Origin of the sequence: Kordia sp., assembly GCF_022447245.1 — a bacterium.
Taxonomy (GTDB): Bacteria; Bacteroidota; Bacteroidia; order Flavobacteriales; family Flavobacteriaceae; genus Kordia.
Genome location: NZ_JAKVBC010000014.1, coordinates 16,654 through 33,463 on the forward strand (window position 1 = coordinate 16,654; position 16,810 = coordinate 33,463).

Sequence of the window (16,810 nt, forward strand, 5' to 3'; positions counted from 1 at the left end):
TATGTACTAAATTAAAAGATTGGTAAAATTACTCATTATGATTATAGTTCAGGCAATCTTTCTAGAAGAGGATTATGGTTATTTACTGGGTTGATTTTATTGGATAATAAATATCTGTTTGTACGTCTTCTGGTTTTACTTTCGTAGGATCATTTACATACAATTCCCATGATGGGCCAGCTTGCGCTAATTTGTTATCAGACATATATGCAGCTATCTTTTGATGTGCTTCCATATCTCCAATTCCATACGGTCCAAATTTTGAAATCTTAATCACTTTCCCTGCATCTATTTTTGTAATTGTCATATCAGACTGAGGCAATGTATCTTGATTTCCTACTAAAAGCCCAACATAGAATTCTGCTTCTTTGGTTTCTTCATCCCATTTTAAGTGTAAAGAACCTGGCGTATAGTTTTCCAATTGATGAGTTGCAGCATACATACCAGCTTTTGGCATGTAGGTCATAAATAATTTTGTCATGTCCTCCATAGCAGCATCTGTAGTTATTTTTTGATGATATCCAATGAATTGTTGTGCACCTCCATCTTCTTGACTCACAACGCTCAATCGAAACGATGATTGTGGAGGATTATTTTTCATATGTTCTGTAATGACTTTATCAAGATTTTCCAATCCTTTTTCATAATCTCCTCCAACCATATTGTCCATTCCGCCATTCAAAGCCAATACTGCTTTAAATGCAAAAGGCAAGTTTTCTCCGATCATCTTCCAAGTTACATTAGTTCCGTCTTCTAGCTCTTCTAGTTCCCAAACAACCTTACTTGGATCAAAATCATCAAACTTTAGTTCTTGTTCTAAGGATTGGTTTGCTACCATCGCTAGGTTTTTCATACTTCCTCCTCCTTCTTTTCCTGTCCAACTGTACGATCCGCCAATACCCGCAGTTTGTTCTTGATATGTCGGCTTAATTGTGGTATCTTTTTCCATCCATGGATTCCAAGCTTCCCAGTTTTTGAAGTCGCTTACATTATTAAAAATAACTGCAGCGGGAGCTTTGATAACTTTACTCCTTGTAACTTCAAAGCTATCGGGCCTTGTAGCTACAAAAATTGCGCCTGCAACCAGAACTACAAGCAGCAATAGCAGTACATACTTTAAAATTTTCATAGCGTTTCGGTGTATTAGTTAGTATTGCTAATGTACAAATTTTTAATGTTTTAGTGAATTGATTACATTTGTGGGATTGGAAGATTACAACGTTTATCAGTAGTTTTCTTTTTTTACAATCTCAAAGACCAATTTAAAAAACAACTGAATTATTCAAAAACTAAATATATACTTGTCGTTTTAGAAATCTTTTGAAAGTACAGTTGATCAAACAAAAACTCTAAAAACAAACAAATGAAATTAAAATCAATTGCGGGATTAGCCTTAGCTGCGGGAATGCTATTTTCTTGTGCAGAAGAAGCCAAAGAAAAAGTGAAGGTAGACGATCCTTATGAACCTAAATTTATCGAAGTAGCCAAAAACGGAAAAATGGAGTTTGGTGTCGATGAATTTGAAGATGTAGCAGTTATTCGCTATGAAATCCCTGGATTTAACGAATTGACTTTAAAAGAAAAAAAGTTAGTATACTACTTAACTCAGGCTGGACTTGCCGGAAGAGATATTATGTGGGATCAAAACTATCGTCATAATTTAACGATTCGTAAAGCCTTAGAGAATGTATATGTGAATTATAGTGGTGATAAGACTACTGATGATTGGAAAGCATTTGAAACGTATTTAAAACGTGTTTGGTTTTCAAACGGGATTCACCATCATTACTCAAACGATAAACTACCTGCTGAGTTTTCAAAAGAATACTTAAACAGTTTATTAGCTGCTACAAACACAGAACTTAAAGGTGAAGCTTTCGAAGTAATTTTTAATGACAAGGACAATAAGAAAGTGAATAAAAAAGATGGTGTTGATAATGTATTAGTTTCTGCTGTTAATTTTTACGGACCAGATATAACAAGTGCAGATGTAGACGAATTTTATAAAACCGCTTATAAAGGCTCTGATGAAGAGCCTATTGAAGCTGGATTGAACTCTAAGTTAGTTCGTGAAAACGGAAAGCTTGTAGAAAAAGTATGGAAATCAGGCGGAATGTATGGTGAAGCAATCGATAAAATTATCTATTGGTTAGAAAAAGCTAAAGGTGTTGCTGAAAATGAAAAACAAGCTGAAACCTTGGGTTTATTGATTGAGTATTATAAAACAGGAAGTCTAGATACTTGGGATAAATATTGCATTTCTTGGGCAACCTCAACAGAAGGTAATATTGACTGGATAAACGGTTTTATTGAAGTGTATAATGATCCTAAAGGATATAGAGGTTCGTATGAAACAATTGTGCAGATTCAGGATAAAGATTTGTCAAAAAAGATGGAAGTTTTGGATAAGAATGCACAATGGTTTGAAGACAATTCCCCTTTGATTGAAAGCCACAAGAAGAAAAATGTGGTTGGAGTTACTTACAAATCAATTAATGTTGCTGGAGAAGCTGGAGACGCATCGCCAAGTACGCCAATTGGAGTAAACTTACCAAACAACAACTGGATTCGTCAAAAGCACGGTTCTAAATCAGTTTCTCTAACTAATATCATTAACGCATATTCTAAAATTGGTGGAGCTGGAAGATTGAAAGAGTTTGTACATGACGATGAAGAATTACAATTGGAAGAAAAGTATGGAAAATTAGCTGACAAATTACATACAGCCTTACACGAAGTTATTGGGCATGCTTCTGGACAAATTAATCCTGGTGTTGGGCAACCTAAAGAAACCTTGAAAAACTATGCTTCTACTATGGAAGAAGGAAGAGCAGATTTAGTTGGATTGTACTATTTAATGGATCCAAAACTTAAAGAGCTTGGATTGGTTGAAGACACAGAAGGTGCTGGAAAAGCTGCGTATGATGGTTATATCAGAAATGGTTTAATGACACAATTGATTCGTTTAAACCTTGGTGATGATGTAGAAGAAGATCACATGGTGAACAGACAATGGGTTTCTGCTTGGGTTTTTGAAAAAGGAGCAAAAGATAATGTAATTGAGAAAGTAACTCGTGATGGTAAAACTTACTACAACATCAACGATTATGTAAAATTACGTGAATTATTTGGTGAATTATTACGCGAAACACAACGTATCAAATCAGAAGGAGATTTTGAAGCAGCAAGAGCGTTAGTTGAAGGATATGGAGTGAAAGTAGATCAAAAGATTCATGCCGAAGTTTTAAAACGTAACGAAGCATTTAAATCAAAACCATACAAAGGTTTTGCAAATCCTGTACTGGTTCCAGATATGGATGCTACTGCAAATGAAATCAAAGATATTAAGGTGATGCAACCTGCAGCGTTTGACAATCAAATGTTATACTATGCTAAGAATTACAGTTTCTTAACGGATAAGAAATAAAATTTAAAACTATATTTACATAGAATTTAAAAAGGGTGCATTCGTGCATCCTTTTTTTTACCATACAAGGAAACAATATGATCATACAAGGAAACATCGTAGATATTAGAAATAGAAAAATTTACAAAGGTGAAATTCATGTAACCAATGGAAAAATCACTGATATTATTGAAGCAACTCATGATGTGGAAACCTATATTATTCCTGGCTTTGTAGATGCACATATTCATATTGAAAGTTCAATGATGGTGCCTTCTGAGTTTGCGCGTTTGGCAGTGTTACACGGAACCGTTGCTACTGTTTCTGATCCGCATGAGATTGCGAATGTACTAGGAAAAACTGGTGTAGAGTTTATGATTGAGAATGGAAAAAAAGTTCCGTTTAAGTTCAATTTTGGTGCGCCTTCTTGTGTTCCTGCGACGAGCTTTGAATCGGCTGGTGCTGTGATTGACTCCAATGATATTAAGGATTTGTTGGCTAAACCAGAAATTAAGTATTTGGCAGAAATGATGAATTATCCAGGTGTTTTGTTTGAAGACGAAGAAGTAATGAAAAAGATTACTTGGGCAAAACATTTTGATAAACCTGTAGATGGTCATGCTCCAGGATTGCGTGGTGATGATATTACCAAATATATTGCTGCAGGAATTTCTACTGATCATGAATGCTTTACACATGATGAAGCTTTAGAAAAGTTGCAAAAAGGCATGAAAGTCATTATCCGTGAAGGAAGTGCTGCCAAGAATTTTGAAGCACTTATCCCGTTGTTAGATGAGCACTATGAAAAAATGATGTTCTGTTCTGATGATAAACATCCTGATGATTTGTTGATTGGACATATTAACGAATTGTGTGCTCGTGCTGTATCGAAAGGAAATGATCTTTTTAAAGTATTACAAGTAGCTTGTATGAATCCTGTTGCGCATTATAATTTGGATGTGGGACAGTTACAAGTTGGCGATGATGCAGATTTTGCCATCCTAGAAGATTTGACAAACTTTAAAGTTTTAGAAACCTACATTAACGGCATCCGAGTTGCTTCTAAGGGAAATTCATACATAGATAGTGTGCCATTTGAAGTACTGAATAATTTTGACACTTCTCTAAAAAATGTACTTGATTTTCAGGTCAAAGCGACGAAAAGTCAAATTCGCGTTATTGAAGCTCTTGATGGTGAATTGGTAACCAACGAATTGATTTTAGATAACTTGGTAAAAGATAGAAATTTAGTCTCAAATGTTGGCGAAGATATTTTAAAAATGACGGTTGTCAATCGTTACCAAAACGATACTCCTGCGATGGCATTTATTAAGAACTTCGGATTGAAAGAAGGTGCTATTGCCTCTTCCGTAGGACATGATTCTCATAATATTATTGCTGTTGGCGTTTCGGATGAAGCTATTTGCAAAGCAGTGAATCTTTTAATTTCAACTAAAGGTGGAATTTGTGCTGTGTCAGATACGGTTGAGAAAGTGGTTTCCTTACCTGTTGCGGGAATTATGAGTGACAAAACTGGTTGGGAAATTGGTGCAGCTTACGCAGAATTGGATCAGCTATCCAAAAAAATGGGAAGCACGCTGCGCGCTCCTTATATGACCTTATCATTTATGGCATTATTAGTAATCCCGTCGTTAAAACTTAGTGATAAAGGATTGTTCAACGGGACTACTTTTGAGTTTACTTCTTTAGAGGTTTAGTTAATTGTACAATTATTACCTGTAAATCCGGTGGTATCATAGGTTCCTGTGCCGCCACTAGTTGGTGTTCCAATAGATTCTAATCTGAAAGCTACATTTGTTCCACTTTTTGCAGTACAGATTTCGAGTTCATAATTGCTATTGGCTTCTCTACGAATGACGTCTAAAACACTGTTTAATCCAGTGGTTAATTGTGAATAGTTATCTATTAAAAATTGTCCATTACGTCCAATATCTGCAATGACTCTAGCATCAACATTATTTCCTGCACCAATTACATAAAAACCTGTATTGTCTACAGTTACATTAATACTTGCGTTCATATCTGCGCGATTGTTGAAGAAATCCTGATTTTGTCCGTCAGAGAAAAATACCATTGAAGAAGACCAAATATTTGTACTTGGATCGTTTTGAATTTCTAATTTTTTCGCCTGCATTCGTTCACAACTTTGAACGACTGCACCATATAAATTGGTAGATATGTCTTGTTGTAAGTTTTGATTCATACTCGCAATAGCTGCGATAATATTTTGACTTGAAGTAGAGAAATCAATCAGTTCTTGCAGTTGTTCTCTTCCATCAAAATAGTAAATCGCAACTTCTAAAGCGCCACTATTGATTTCACTAAATAAGTTAGAAACATACAGCGTTGCTGCGCTTTTTATATTTTCGATTTCATCAATGACACTTCCACTTAAATCCATTACAATCATGGTTGCATAGCGATAATTTTGAGGATTTGGGACAATTAATCGCGGAGCTTCTGTTGGGTCAATAAGTTGTTCCGTTTCTCCATCACTGATGGCTCTTTCATACAAATTAAAATCGCTGTCTGTTTGATTGGACACGCCAATACCGTTTTCATCTGTAAGTTTAAAGGATACTTTTATTTTACTTTCAGCGACTAAGGTTTCAATATTTTTGATTTCTATTGCATATCCTGGTTGCGTATCATTATCATCATTACTGCTGCAACTACATAGCAATCCCAGCACACATACAAGAAGTGAGAGTTTTTTCATTGTTTTTCTGTTTTAGATTGTGAAAGTAGTTTTGCTTTACCCTGCGTAGTCTATTTAAAAAAGTCTTGATATGACCTAATAACGCAGCAAATTCACAAAAATTGTCAGAAGAAACAATAAAAATGATGTATCACCTCGCTTTTATAGCACCAACACCTAGTGTAAATCGGTATCCAAATTGTAGTTGAAAGAAGGAGTCTCCCCTTCCAGAACTGATATCTCTAATACTTCGCATACGTAAGAATATAGAGTTTGATTTGTCAAGTCCTGGATAATAAAAGATTTCTGCTTTTACTGCTTGTGTTCGCATATAACCTGGTTCAGATAGGTTGAACTCCTCATAATCCCCTATGAATGAATAGCCTTTTAGTTCATATCCAAAGTTTAATCCGAAATTATTAAAACGACGAATCTCAAAATTTAATCCAACTCCAAGTCCTAAAGTTTTAAAATTGGTGTCATTATTATCTTCACTTGCATCTGTTCGCACCTTAGTAACATTATAACTAAAAGGTACATATAGCGAAGTCCAGAAAGGTGATTCTTTGAATAATCTAAAATTAATCACATTCATATCCACGCCCATTTCTATGTTTGATCGTTCTAATAAATCTAGCTTTCTATCATTAAAAAAGGCATTGTCTGGCTCTTCAGGATTCGGATTTGTAATTCCCATAGTAGCATCTGGCATCGTTGCCAATAAGAAATCGTTGTCTTCATCAAATCGAGAATAGCGCACATACGGCATTATCTTTTTTAAATAGTAAAATGCTTCTCTACGTACATTAAACGGATGAATAAAAAACTCTGCTCTTCCTTCTATTTGAAACAATCCATTGGCTTCATCACCAAATAGACCAAGTAAATCAGTATATGTTCTTAAGTCTAAAACATGTTGCAAATGGTTGTCATTTATGACTTGATAGGAGCGTCTTTCTGTTTTTGTAGCTTCATCCTTATCATCTGATGGAAATTTATACGACACATCATCTGGCACATAATTACTTCCTGCATTTGGATGATATTTCAGCACTTCTGTATATCTAACTAATAAACTGCTCAAGGCATTTTCGTTATAAACACCTTTTCCATCCAGACTTACATAATGAGAATATTGCAAAAAGCTTTTCTTGACTTTACGTGTATAATTTAAAATGCTTACAGGAGTTACACCTTCAAAATAAAATTCAAACTTCCCGTCTACAGATTGTAATACCAATCGTGTATCTACAATGCCGCCTTCGCGCAATTCTATCTGGATAGATTTAAACAATGCTCCTTCTGGAATTGCATCTACCAAGGTAAGCTCTTCTCGCGTATCAAATGACACCGATACTTTATGGGCATCATCTTCTCCATCTCCTTCTCCACTAGTTTGACTTTCACTCTTCTTTTGTCGCACACTAATTGCATGCGGTCTTTCCTTAAAAAACTCAGCAAAATCTTCATCTTCATCTACATAAAAATTGATAAAAGAATTGTCTCCAGGGATTTCAAAGGTTCCTAAATTAGTTTGACTATCAATGCTAAATACATTAGATAAAACTTGTCGAGCACTACTAGTACTAAATAAACTGTCTACTTTAACCGGTTTATTATCTCCTATGATAATATATTCTTCTGGATCAAGCTTTTCATTTTCTTCAAACAATCTACAGTTTCTAGCTTTAAATTCATCAAGAACTTCTTTTTTTACATTTTCATGATCTTTTAAAAACTCTTTATACTCTTTAAACTTCGTACAAGAATCTTTAATTTTTTTGACGAGTTCCTCACCTTCTTTTACAATAAAATCTCTTTTCTCAGTTTCTTCTTTGATAGAAGCTTCAAGTGTTTCTCTAGCTTCTGTTTCAATTTCATCATTCAGTTTAGATTTTAGTTCTTTTATTTTAGCATTAGCTTCAGTGGTTGCTTCATCATTTTTATCTTTTAATTCCACTAAATCATCTATATCTTTTTGACGTTTTTCTAATGCTTTTTTTACTCTATCATCATCACTTTCTTCTGCGATTTCTGCTTCTGCTACAACTTCTTCTTTAGGTTTAGCGGCAGTCATTTCTTCTGGCTCAAACAATTCACAAGCTCTTACCGCATATTTGTCTAAGTTTTTTTGTGAGACATTTTGATATTTTCCTAAAAATGTTTGAAACTCTCTGTATTCAGTACATTTTGTCGTGATCGTTTCTATTAGGCTTTTGTGATTGGTTTCCAGTCCTTTTTTATCCTTTATAAGCTGTTCTAATTCTTTTACTTCTTCTTTAGTTTTCTCTTTATTGTTAGAAAGTATGTCGATGTTTTTTTTGTAGATAGCAACCTCAACATCTAATCTGTTTTTAGCCTCAAGTAATTGATTAAGTTCCTTTTGTTTTGTTTCTAGTTGTTCAATGAATTTACTTTCAGGAATAGTTTGTGCTGACATTGACAACATATAGAAAAATCCTAAAAAAGCGAGTAAAAATGATTTCATAATGAATAGTGGTTGTAGTTTACTTATGTAAATGTAGCGCTTTTTTGTAATACAAAAAATACACATTTGTAGGTATTTTTGTGTTTACAGCAGTTATGATTTCAGTGGAATATCAATTAAAATTGTAGTTCCACGTCCAAGCGTGCTATCAATTGAAAGTGTTCCATCTAAATGCGTAATCCGTTTTTTGATATTGCTCAATCCAATTCCGTTCTCTTTGATTTTACTAGTTTCTAAGCCTTTTCCATTGTCTTCTACGATGATATTTAAACTTTCATTGAACTGTGTTAACTGAATCGTAGCTTTGGTTGCTTCTGCGTGTTTGATAATATTGGTCAATAATTCTTGAATCGTTCTGAATAAGGACAATTCAAGCGAGTTTTCCAATCGGTTTTTCAATTCTGGTGCTATGACTTCAATATCTATTTTGTTAGCGCTACTGATCTTTGATGTCATATTTTGTATGGCGCGCAATAAGCCTTCATTGGCAATGACTCCTGCATTTTTGACATGTGACATGTTGCGTATTTTTTCATACGCTTCGTTGAGTAATGTTTTTGTTTTATCCAATGCATTTGGACTGTTTTTAGAACCTACATTTTCTAAATGTAGATTAATGGTTGCCATCAACGCACCTAAATCGTCATGTAAATCTTCTGCGATCCGTTTGCGTTCTTTTTCTTGACCTTCAATCATAGCATCAATACTAGCAAGTTCTTGCTCTTTAAGTAGATTAGCTACTTTTTGTACTTCTAGATCTTTGGCTTGTTCAGCTAAAAGTTGTTTTTTGCGCGTATTTTTTTGGAGTAGGTATGCGGAAATGATGACTAGCGCTAGGATGGAGAGGGAGATGATTAGCTGTGTGTTTTTTTTAGATGTATTAGCTTTTTCTTCAAGATTTTCTGCTCTTAATTCAGCATTTTGATAGCGTTCTCGTTCTTTAGCTATAGCGATATCTTGTTCTAAATCGTTTATAGAATCTGCTAATTTAATCCAATCTCTGTAGTAATATGTTGCGAATTCATAATCACCAATACTATCATAATTTTTTGCTAGATTTTCATAGAGAATAACTCTAGTTTTCTTGTCATTCTTATTAATATTTATAGAGTCTGCTTTTAAAAGGTATTGAATTGCTTTTCTATATTTTTTCTTATAATAATATGCTTCTGCTTGATTATTATAATCAGCGGTCAGACTTTCTAAATTATTTTCTTTTATTAAGATAGGAACTGCCTTTTTTGCATAATAAAGTGCTGAATCTTGATTGGTTGGTTCTATTGTAGAAAATACACTTCCGATATTCATATAGGCTTGTGCTGTATCTATACTTTTTTTAGTTTTTTTTAAAATTGTACGGTAGTAATAATTAGCTTTTTCTTTGTTATCGTTATCCACAAACGTGTGCCCTATCTGAAAGTAAATTTTCATTAACCTAATAGAGTCATTATTCTTTTCTGCATAAGAAAGGATGTCATTTATAACTGATTGCTGGTCATAATCTAGCGAGTTTTGATGACAAATAATACTTAACCTCAAAAATTTAGAATCTATCACATCTGAGAGTTTATTTAAAGAATTAAATATTTTTTCTGCTTTTAAAATATATTTATGAGCAATACCTTGTTGATCTAAATTAGATTGAGTATCTGCATAATAAAAGCACCAATGTGCCATATCATTCTTAGAAATTTTGGCAGTATCTATTTTATTTAATTCTAGGAGACTTTCTTTAAAGTTTTCACTTTCATAAAACAAATAAAAGTCATCAAAATCAACTTTTTGAGCAAACAAAAAACCAGTAAGAAAAAAACTAACTAGAATTATGATTTTTTTCGAGATGTGTAAGAGTATATTTTTATCCACCTACCAAGATATTTCCTTTTTTACGTTTTGGCTTATTATTTGAGCCCGGGATAAAATCACATTTATAATCCTCATACTTCTCGCCTTCATCAAAATATATTATTAGAACGTCTTCTTTTTTACCTTCGTTTATATAGAATTCAGATTCTTCCCCAAATTCCTTTATAAAAGGATTATCTGCAATTTTATTAACAACACTAATTCTTAGTTGATCTTTTCCTGCACAAAAATGAACATCTCTTATCATAAATTTATCTAATGGATAGAGTCTAAATTCAACTTCCATAACTTTTCTACCATCAATTCCGCACCATTTATTGAAAATTGCATAGATTTGAAATTTTTCACCCTCAAATAGTGGGTATTCTTTTGTTATTAACTTTGGGGAAATTGTAATTTCTCTACTCATAATTTTATGTTTATTAAGTTTTGTTTTAATCTTTTGTAAATAGTATAATTGATGTCAAATTAAATATTTATTCTCATATAATTATATTTTTTTACAGATAATAATGACATTTTGTCTTTTTCACGACAATTAACACGTATCTATTTTTACAGCATCTTTTAATATTTTTATTACTCATATACATAATTATTACAAATTAGATTCAGTATCTAATTTCTTTTTCTTTTTGAGAATTGAGATGTTGATTTAACTAAAGTATTCAATAACAAAAACAAAAGTTATGTTTTATATTTTTTCGATATTTGTTTTCACTTATTATTTTTCAAACCTCCAAAATTCCAAACCACTAATCCATACCCAAACATAGGTATTCTGCAAAAATCACCTTCCTAAAAAGCATATTTCTGCTCTATAGCATAGCCCAATAATTCATTAGCTCCTTTTAAGTTGAGCTTCTGAATCATATTTTTTCGGTGTGTATCTATCGTAGATTTCGAAATAAATAGTAAGTCTGCAATTTCTTGTGAAGTCTTTCGCTGTGCAATGAGTGCCAGAATTTCCTTTTCGCGTCTCGACAAAATAGATTGCGAACTGTTTTTAGAAATCTGATCAATATTCAACTTGGCATCATAGTACGTTTTGTTCTCTGCAAGTGTGTGAATAGCTTCCAAGACTACTTTCAACGGTGAATTTTTTAAAATATAACCTGTCGCGCCCGCTGCTAACATTTGCTCAACAGCTTTATCTTGATCGTACATCGTAAATGCCAATACATTGATATGTGGAAATTCCTTTTTAATATGACTTGTAGCTACAATTCCATCCATTTTTGGCATACGAATATCACAAATAACGACTTTGGGCTGTTTACGTCGAACAATTTTGAGTAAAGCTTCTCCATCGTTAGCATGCCCGACAATAGTAATATCTTCTTCGTATTCCAAATACGACATAATGCCATCAATCAAGGCTTGATGATCTTCTGCAATAGCTACTGTAATCATATGTAAGGGTTCTAAAAATTACAAACAAACTATATGCGCCAAATATAAATTTTAACGATTTGGGAATCCTATTGCCGTTAAAAACGGCATAAAACGTATTTATATTATGGTGGTTAGTAGTTAGTTTTCCTTGAATTTACAAAAAAATGTCAAATAGAAAAACTAAAAAAAATTTTAGGAGACAATGAATTTCTTAATCACTACAATCGTGGCAATGAAAAGAATAAAAACTAACAAAACAAGCAAACTTCCTTTGTAATAACGCTTGTGAAGCTTAAGATCTTTGCGATACGCATAAATCATAACTGCGGCAAAAACAACAATAAAAAAAGCGGCAAAAATGAGTTGACCAGTAGAAAAAGGCATAATGCAAATTATTTTCTGCAAAATTACGAATTAAAGCGGATAACTTGTTAATAAAAGTTTCAAAATAAAATAACTTTCCCTAAAAAACGCTCTAAATAATCAAGTATATTTCAAATCATAATTATCTAAAATAATACGATTTGAAAAGAAGAATAGAAGCCGTTACAGAATTTCATGAAGCTTTTGGTTTAGGAATTAAACACACACCAACTGCTGACATAGGAGAAGATAGAAACATGCTGCGTTTCAACCTTATGAAAGAAGAAAATGAAGAATATTTAGAAGCTGCACAAAACAATGACTTAGTAGAAGTGGCTGATGCTTTAGGCGATATGTTATATATTTTGTGTGGAACCATCATAGAACACGGAATGCAACACAAAATTCTAGAAGTTTTCGAAGAAATTCAACGTAGCAATATGAGCAAACTTGGCGAAGATGGCAAACCTATTTACCGTGAAGATGGAAAAGTTTTGAAAGGTCCAAATTATTTTAAACCAGACATTGCGAAAATTTTAAATGACAAATAAGTATCATACAAACAAAAAAGTGACTTCGATTGAAGTCACTTTTTTTATATCTAATAATCCAAGAAGAGAGAAAATCTAACCTTCTAAGATGTCTAATTATCTAAACAAGTCTAAACCTCATATCTCCAACCATGTGGATCTTCAGAAATATTATATTGAATATTCATCAATTTTTCTTTGAAGAATGTTGCATAAGAGTCTTCCATTTTTGGTAAATCAAACTCATCACCTGCATGTTCAAACCCTGCAATTGGATTTATCACTGCTGCAGTTCCTGCTCCAAAAATTTCTTTTAATGATCCGTTGCGAGCTGCTTCTTTAATTTCAGCAACTTTTACACGACGTACCTCAACATTAATCCCATTGTCTTCTGCAAGTTGAATCACACTCTTACGCGTAATTCCATCCAAAATACGGTCGTTGTTGGGCGCTGTCAGCAAGGTATCTCCTACTCTAAAGAAAATATTCATCGTTCCAGCTTCTTCCAAATACTCATGCGTACTAGCGTCAGTCCAAATAATTTGCTGATATCCTTTAGCATGTGCTAAACTTGTTGGATAAAACTGTGCGCCATAGTTTCCAGCTGCTTTTGCATATCCGACACCTCCATCTGCAGCTCTACTAAACTTCTCTGCAAACAATACTTTTACTTCTCCAGCATAATACGACTGTGCAGGTGAACAAATAATCATAAACTTATAACTATTTGAAGGTGAAGCAGAAATAGCTGGTTCTGTAGCAATGACAAGCGGGCGAATATATAATGAATTTCCTTTTCCTTTCTGAATCCAATCCTTTTCCATTTTCAATAATGTCGTCAAGCCTTCAAAAAAGAACTCTTTTGGAAACTCAGGAATTGCCATACGATGCGAAGACTTATTAATACGATCAAAATTATCTTCTGGACGAAACATCCAAATGTTGTCATCATCATCTTTAAAAGCCTTCATTCCTTCAAAAACAGCTTGTCCATAATGAAAAACACGTGCCGAAGGATCAATAGTGAGTGGCTGGTATGGAAGAATTTCTGGAGTTTGCCAAATTCCATCTACATAATCACATACAAACATGTGATCCGTAAAAACTTTTCCAAACGCTAGATTTTCAAAATCAACATTTTGGATTTTACTCTCAGAAACTTGGGAAATTTTTATATCAATAGAAAGGTCACTCATCATATAAATTCTTAATTTTGTGCAAAGGTACAAATATTTACCTTTAAAAAAATCTTAGTTTTCAACAAAAATTTAGTTCGTAAAATTAAAGATTCATAACAAAGAATTAATAATTTTAAGAAATATTTAATAAAAATGAAGAAAATTGTATTTTTAATATTAGCTGCAACAGCTATAATTGGATGTAAAGACGCAAAACAAACGAAAAAGCAGCCGAAAAGCAACAAGAAACAAAAGCTCCTGAAATTGCGTATGCTTCTTTTGGTGAAAAAATCAATGCAGAAGATGTATTGACTGCAGCTCAAATCAATGAGAAATATAACGGATTAAAAGTAGGTGCCACTCTTAATGTAAAATTCCAATCAAATATTAACTCTGTATGTTCTAAAAAAGGATGTTGGATGCGTCTAGACTTAGGAGAAGAAAAAGAAGTCATGGTAAAATTCAAAGATTACGGATTCTTCGTGCCACTTGACGCAAAAGGTGAAGCTATTGTAAATGGTAAAGCATTTGTTCAAGAAACTTCTGTAGACGAATTAAAGCATTATGCAGAAGATGCCGGAAAATCAGCCGAAGAAATTGCAAAAATAACTGAGCCAAAAAAGACACTTTCGTTTGTAGCCGATGGTGTATTACTGAAAAAATAAACTTGAAACGTAAGATTATCACCACTAGAGATGGATCTACCACAATTCATCTAGAAGATTGGAATGAACAATATCATTCTACTCATGGTGCTATTCAAGAAGCTGAACACGTTTTTATAAAAACGGGCTTACAGCATACCAAAAACACTTTCAATCCTGAACAAATTCACATTCTAGAAATTGGATTTGGTACAGGATTGAATGCTTTTATGACCTTTTTAGAAGCTAAGAAACATCAATTTTTCATCAATTATATTGGTGTAGAAGCTTATCCTGTCGCTTCCGCAGAAATTTCTCAGTTAAACTACATAAGTGAACTCAAAGCAGAAGATGAAACCGACATTTTTAATACCATGCATGCTTCTGATTGGGAAATAAAAACTACACTTACAGAAAATTTCCAGCTAACCAAAAGACAACAATTTTTTGATCAAATCAACGATCAAGAAATTTATAATCTTATTTACTTTGATGCTTTTGGCGCACGTGTTCAACCAGAATTATGGACAGTTGATATCTTTCAAAAAATGTATAATGCGTTACAAGATAATGGTGTTTTAGTGACCTATGCAGCCAAAGGAAGTGTACGCCGAGCGATGCAAGAAGTTGGTTTTACAGTAGAGCGACTTCCAGGTCCGCCAGGGAAACGAGAAATGCTTCGAGCTACAAAAATAAATACTATTTAATCTCCAAAATAACGACTCATTGCTTCAATCTATTCTTTTTTACCGTATTTTTACTGTAGAAAAGAAAAACAATTACTATGCGAATACTTATCTGTGGTGCAACAGGATTAATTGGTTCAGCTTTAAGTGAATTATGCTTACAACAAAATCACAAGGTGCATTACCTAACAACGCGCAAAGATAAAATTCAACAATCAGATAATTACTCTGGTTTTTATTGGAATCCTGCCAAAGGGGAAATCGATAAAACTTGTTTCGAAGGTGTTGATGCCATTGTGAATCTTTCTGGAGCAAACATTGCCAAACGCTGGACAGAAGCATACAAACAAGAAATTGTAAGCAGTCGCGTAGATACAGCAAATATAGTATTCAAATCGCTTCGTACGATTAAAAATCATACCATAAAACATTATATTTCAGCTTCAGGAATTGCCATTTACCCTAGTTCGCTCACCGAAAAATATACCGAAAATGCGGAAGTCGAATCCAATGACTTTTTAGGCAAAGTTGTCAAACAATGGGAACTACATGCCCAGCAATTCAATTCGTTAGAAATTCCTGTCACCATTCTCAGAACGGGCATCGTTCTTTCTGAAAAAGGTGGTGCTTTAGTCGAAATGGCAAAACCTGTAAAGTATGGAGTTGGTGCAGCTGTAGGTTCAGGAAAACAATGGCAGTCATGGATTCATATTGACGACATGGCACGCATGTATCTTCATATACTCACAAAAAAAATAACAGGAATATATAATGCTGTCGGCCCAAATCCAGCAACAAACAAAGTGCTTACTAAAGAAATTGCTAGTGTCTTAAAAAAGCCATTCTTTATGCCTAATGTTCCAAAGTTCATGATGAAAATGTTATTTGGTGAAATGAGTACACTGCTATTTTCAAGTCAGCAAGTAAACTCACAAAAAATAGAGAATACAGGGTTTCAATTCTATTTTCCTGACTTAAAACCTGCTTTGGAAGATTTACTTAAAAAATAATCTACAAAGTCACTTTAAGCATATTTATATGAGTACAATCAAAGAAATTACTGAAGCTGAAGCATTCAAACTAGCCAAAAATGAAACAACGTTTCCTGTAATTTCCAAGGAAGAAGATGAGGCTACTGAATCTGCTGTAACACTAAAAAAATTCCCAACAGGTTATGTACTAGGTGTTAGCTGTGATACAGTAGCTGTTTTTAAGTTATTTTACTCCGAAAACTTTGAAGAAATCAATCAACTTTGTAATCACTATACTAATATATTACGTACAAAGGGGAACCCATTTGCAACATGAAAACCATTACCATTACATATCTAATTATTGAAAGCTTCATTTGGTTGCTAGGCTATTTGAATAATGGAAAATATGTGCGTCCCAAATGGAAAATTCCTTGAAAATTCATTTTTATGTGAGTATATCTACTGTTTTAGCACATTGGTTTGACCATTGGGCTCTACTATTTTAGTACTTCATCCACTCATCGGACTTATCTTTCACATACAAGTCTGTCAAAAATATAA

Annotated in this window: 15 protein-coding genes; 7 read left to right on the forward strand and 8 right to left on the reverse strand. The window is 33.4% G+C overall.

The annotated features are described in order from the left end of the window. Positions 1–82: 82 nt before the first annotated feature. Complete coding sequence (locus MK119_RS11155) at positions 83–1,129, reverse strand: SRPBCC family protein (protein ID WP_290678448.1); 1,047 nt, start codon at positions 1,127–1,129, stop codon at positions 83–85. Between the two features lie 234 nt (positions 1,130–1,363). Here MK119_RS11155 and MK119_RS11160 point away from each other — a divergent pair, with 234 nt between their 5' ends. Together MK119_RS11160 and ade are read left to right on the forward strand one after the other, a co-directional pair. Then, positions 1,364–3,427 carry a dihydrofolate reductase gene (locus MK119_RS11160; RefSeq protein WP_290678451.1) on the forward strand — a complete coding sequence of 688 codons (2,064 nt, stop codon included), beginning with the start codon at positions 1,364–1,366 and terminating at the stop codon, positions 3,425–3,427. A gap of 77 nt (positions 3,428–3,504) precedes the next feature. Beyond that, positions 3,505–5,124 (forward strand): adenine deaminase, encoded by a 1,620-nt coding sequence (gene ade / locus MK119_RS11165; RefSeq protein WP_290678454.1) that lies wholly within the window; start codon positions 3,505–3,507, stop codon positions 5,122–5,124. Here the strand turns inward: ade and MK119_RS11170 are convergent. The 6 genes from MK119_RS11170 to MK119_RS11195 all read right to left on the reverse strand — a co-directional run bounded on the left by MK119_RS11170 (position 5,121) and on the right by MK119_RS11195 (position 12,258). Continuing rightward, on the reverse strand, positions 5,121–6,146 hold the full coding sequence (locus MK119_RS11170; protein ID WP_290678457.1) for a hypothetical protein: 1,026 nt from the start codon (positions 6,144–6,146) through the stop codon (positions 5,121–5,123). The two genes, ade and MK119_RS11170, sit on opposite strands and share 4 nt — an antisense overlap. Positions 6,147–6,276: 130 nt before the next feature. Further along, entirely contained in the window at positions 6,277–8,613 is a 2,337-nt protein-coding gene (locus MK119_RS11175) for a hypothetical protein (RefSeq protein ID WP_290678460.1), read from the reverse strand. Between the two features lie 93 nt (positions 8,614–8,706). Continuing rightward, a complete protein-coding gene (locus tag MK119_RS11180) occupies positions 8,707–10,407 on the reverse strand; it encodes a sensor histidine kinase (protein WP_290678463.1) in 1,701 nt (566 codons plus the stop codon). A 64-nt stretch (positions 10,408–10,471) separates the two neighbouring features. Next, positions 10,472–10,888, reverse strand: a complete 417-nt coding sequence (locus MK119_RS11185; RefSeq protein ID WP_290678467.1) for a hypothetical protein — start codon at positions 10,886–10,888, stop codon at positions 10,472–10,474. 389 nt (positions 10,889–11,277) lie between these two features. After that, the gene (locus MK119_RS11190; protein WP_290678470.1) at positions 11,278–11,892 is read right to left on the reverse strand and encodes a response regulator transcription factor; all 615 of its coding nucleotides are present in this window, start codon (positions 11,890–11,892) and stop codon (positions 11,278–11,280) included. Positions 11,893–12,066: 174 nt separating this feature from the next. Further along, positions 12,067–12,258 (reverse strand): hypothetical protein, encoded by a 192-nt coding sequence (locus MK119_RS11195; protein ID WP_290678473.1) that lies wholly within the window; start codon positions 12,256–12,258, stop codon positions 12,067–12,069. Between the two features lie 140 nt (positions 12,259–12,398). Between MK119_RS11195 and MK119_RS11200 the strand changes: the two genes are divergently transcribed. Continuing rightward, on the forward strand, positions 12,399–12,788 hold the full coding sequence (locus MK119_RS11200) for a nucleoside triphosphate pyrophosphohydrolase family protein (RefSeq protein WP_290678476.1): 390 nt from the start codon (positions 12,399–12,401) through the stop codon (positions 12,786–12,788). 110 nt (positions 12,789–12,898) lie between these two features. Here MK119_RS11200 and MK119_RS11205 read toward each other — a convergent pair whose 3' ends face one another. Then, the gene (locus MK119_RS11205; protein ID WP_290678684.1) at positions 12,899–13,963 is read right to left on the reverse strand and encodes a branched-chain amino acid aminotransferase; all 1,065 of its coding nucleotides are present in this window, start codon (positions 13,961–13,963) and stop codon (positions 12,899–12,901) included. Between the two features lie 290 nt (positions 13,964–14,253). On the opposite strand from MK119_RS11205, the gene MK119_RS11210 reads away from it, so the two are divergent. From MK119_RS11210 to MK119_RS11225, 4 genes are all read left to right on the forward strand, one after another. After that, positions 14,254–14,610 (forward strand): DUF4920 domain-containing protein, encoded by a 357-nt coding sequence (locus tag MK119_RS11210; RefSeq protein ID WP_366512795.1) that lies wholly within the window; start codon positions 14,254–14,256, stop codon positions 14,608–14,610. 2 nt (positions 14,611–14,612) lie between these two features. Continuing rightward, entirely contained in the window at positions 14,613–15,296 is a 684-nt protein-coding gene (mnmD, locus tag MK119_RS11215; protein ID WP_290678479.1) for a tRNA (5-methylaminomethyl-2-thiouridine)(34)-methyltransferase MnmD, read from the forward strand. Positions 15,297–15,373: 77 nt separating this feature from the next. Next, positions 15,374–16,285: a TIGR01777 family oxidoreductase gene (locus MK119_RS11220; protein WP_290678482.1), complete on the forward strand. Its 912-nt coding sequence runs from the start codon at positions 15,374–15,376 to the stop codon at positions 16,283–16,285. Between the two features lie 28 nt (positions 16,286–16,313). Then, positions 16,314–16,583: a hypothetical protein gene (locus MK119_RS11225; protein ID WP_290678485.1), complete on the forward strand. Its 270-nt coding sequence runs from the start codon at positions 16,314–16,316 to the stop codon at positions 16,581–16,583. Positions 16,584–16,810: the final 227 nt, after the last annotated feature.

What these genes read in the sequence shown, in the direction of transcription:
- MK119_RS11155 (WP_290678448.1), bottom strand. Translation starts at nt 1,129, where the DNA reads ATGAAAATTTTAAAGTATGTACTGCTATTGCTGCTTGTAGTTCTGGTT.
- MK119_RS11160 (WP_290678451.1), top strand. Translation starts at nt 1,364, where the DNA reads ATGAAATTAAAATCAATTGCGGGATTAGCCTTAGCTGCGGGAATGCTA.
- ade (WP_290678454.1), top strand. Translation starts at nt 3,505, where the DNA reads ATGATCATACAAGGAAACATCGTAGATATTAGAAATAGAAAAATTTAC.
- MK119_RS11170 (WP_290678457.1), bottom strand. Translation starts at nt 6,146, where the DNA reads ATGAAAAAACTCTCACTTCTTGTATGTGTGCTGGGATTGCTATGTAGT.
- MK119_RS11175 (WP_290678460.1), bottom strand. Translation starts at nt 8,613, where the DNA reads ATGAAATCATTTTTACTCGCTTTTTTAGGATTTTTCTATATGTTGTCA.
- MK119_RS11185 (WP_290678467.1), bottom strand. Translation starts at nt 10,888, where the DNA reads ATGAGTAGAGAAATTACAATTTCCCCAAAGTTAATAACAAAAGAATAC.
- MK119_RS11190 (WP_290678470.1), bottom strand. Translation starts at nt 11,892, where the DNA reads ATGATTACAGTAGCTATTGCAGAAGATCATCAAGCCTTGATTGATGGC.
- MK119_RS11195 (WP_290678473.1), bottom strand. Translation starts at nt 12,258, where the DNA reads ATGCCTTTTTCTACTGGTCAACTCATTTTTGCCGCTTTTTTTATTGTT.
- MK119_RS11205 (WP_290678684.1), bottom strand. Translation starts at nt 13,963, where the DNA reads ATGAGTGACCTTTCTATTGATATAAAAATTTCCCAAGTTTCTGAGAGT.
- MK119_RS11220 (WP_290678482.1), top strand. Translation starts at nt 15,374, where the DNA reads ATGCGAATACTTATCTGTGGTGCAACAGGATTAATTGGTTCAGCTTTA.
- MK119_RS11225 (WP_290678485.1), top strand. Translation starts at nt 16,314, where the DNA reads ATGAGTACAATCAAAGAAATTACTGAAGCTGAAGCATTCAAACTAGCC.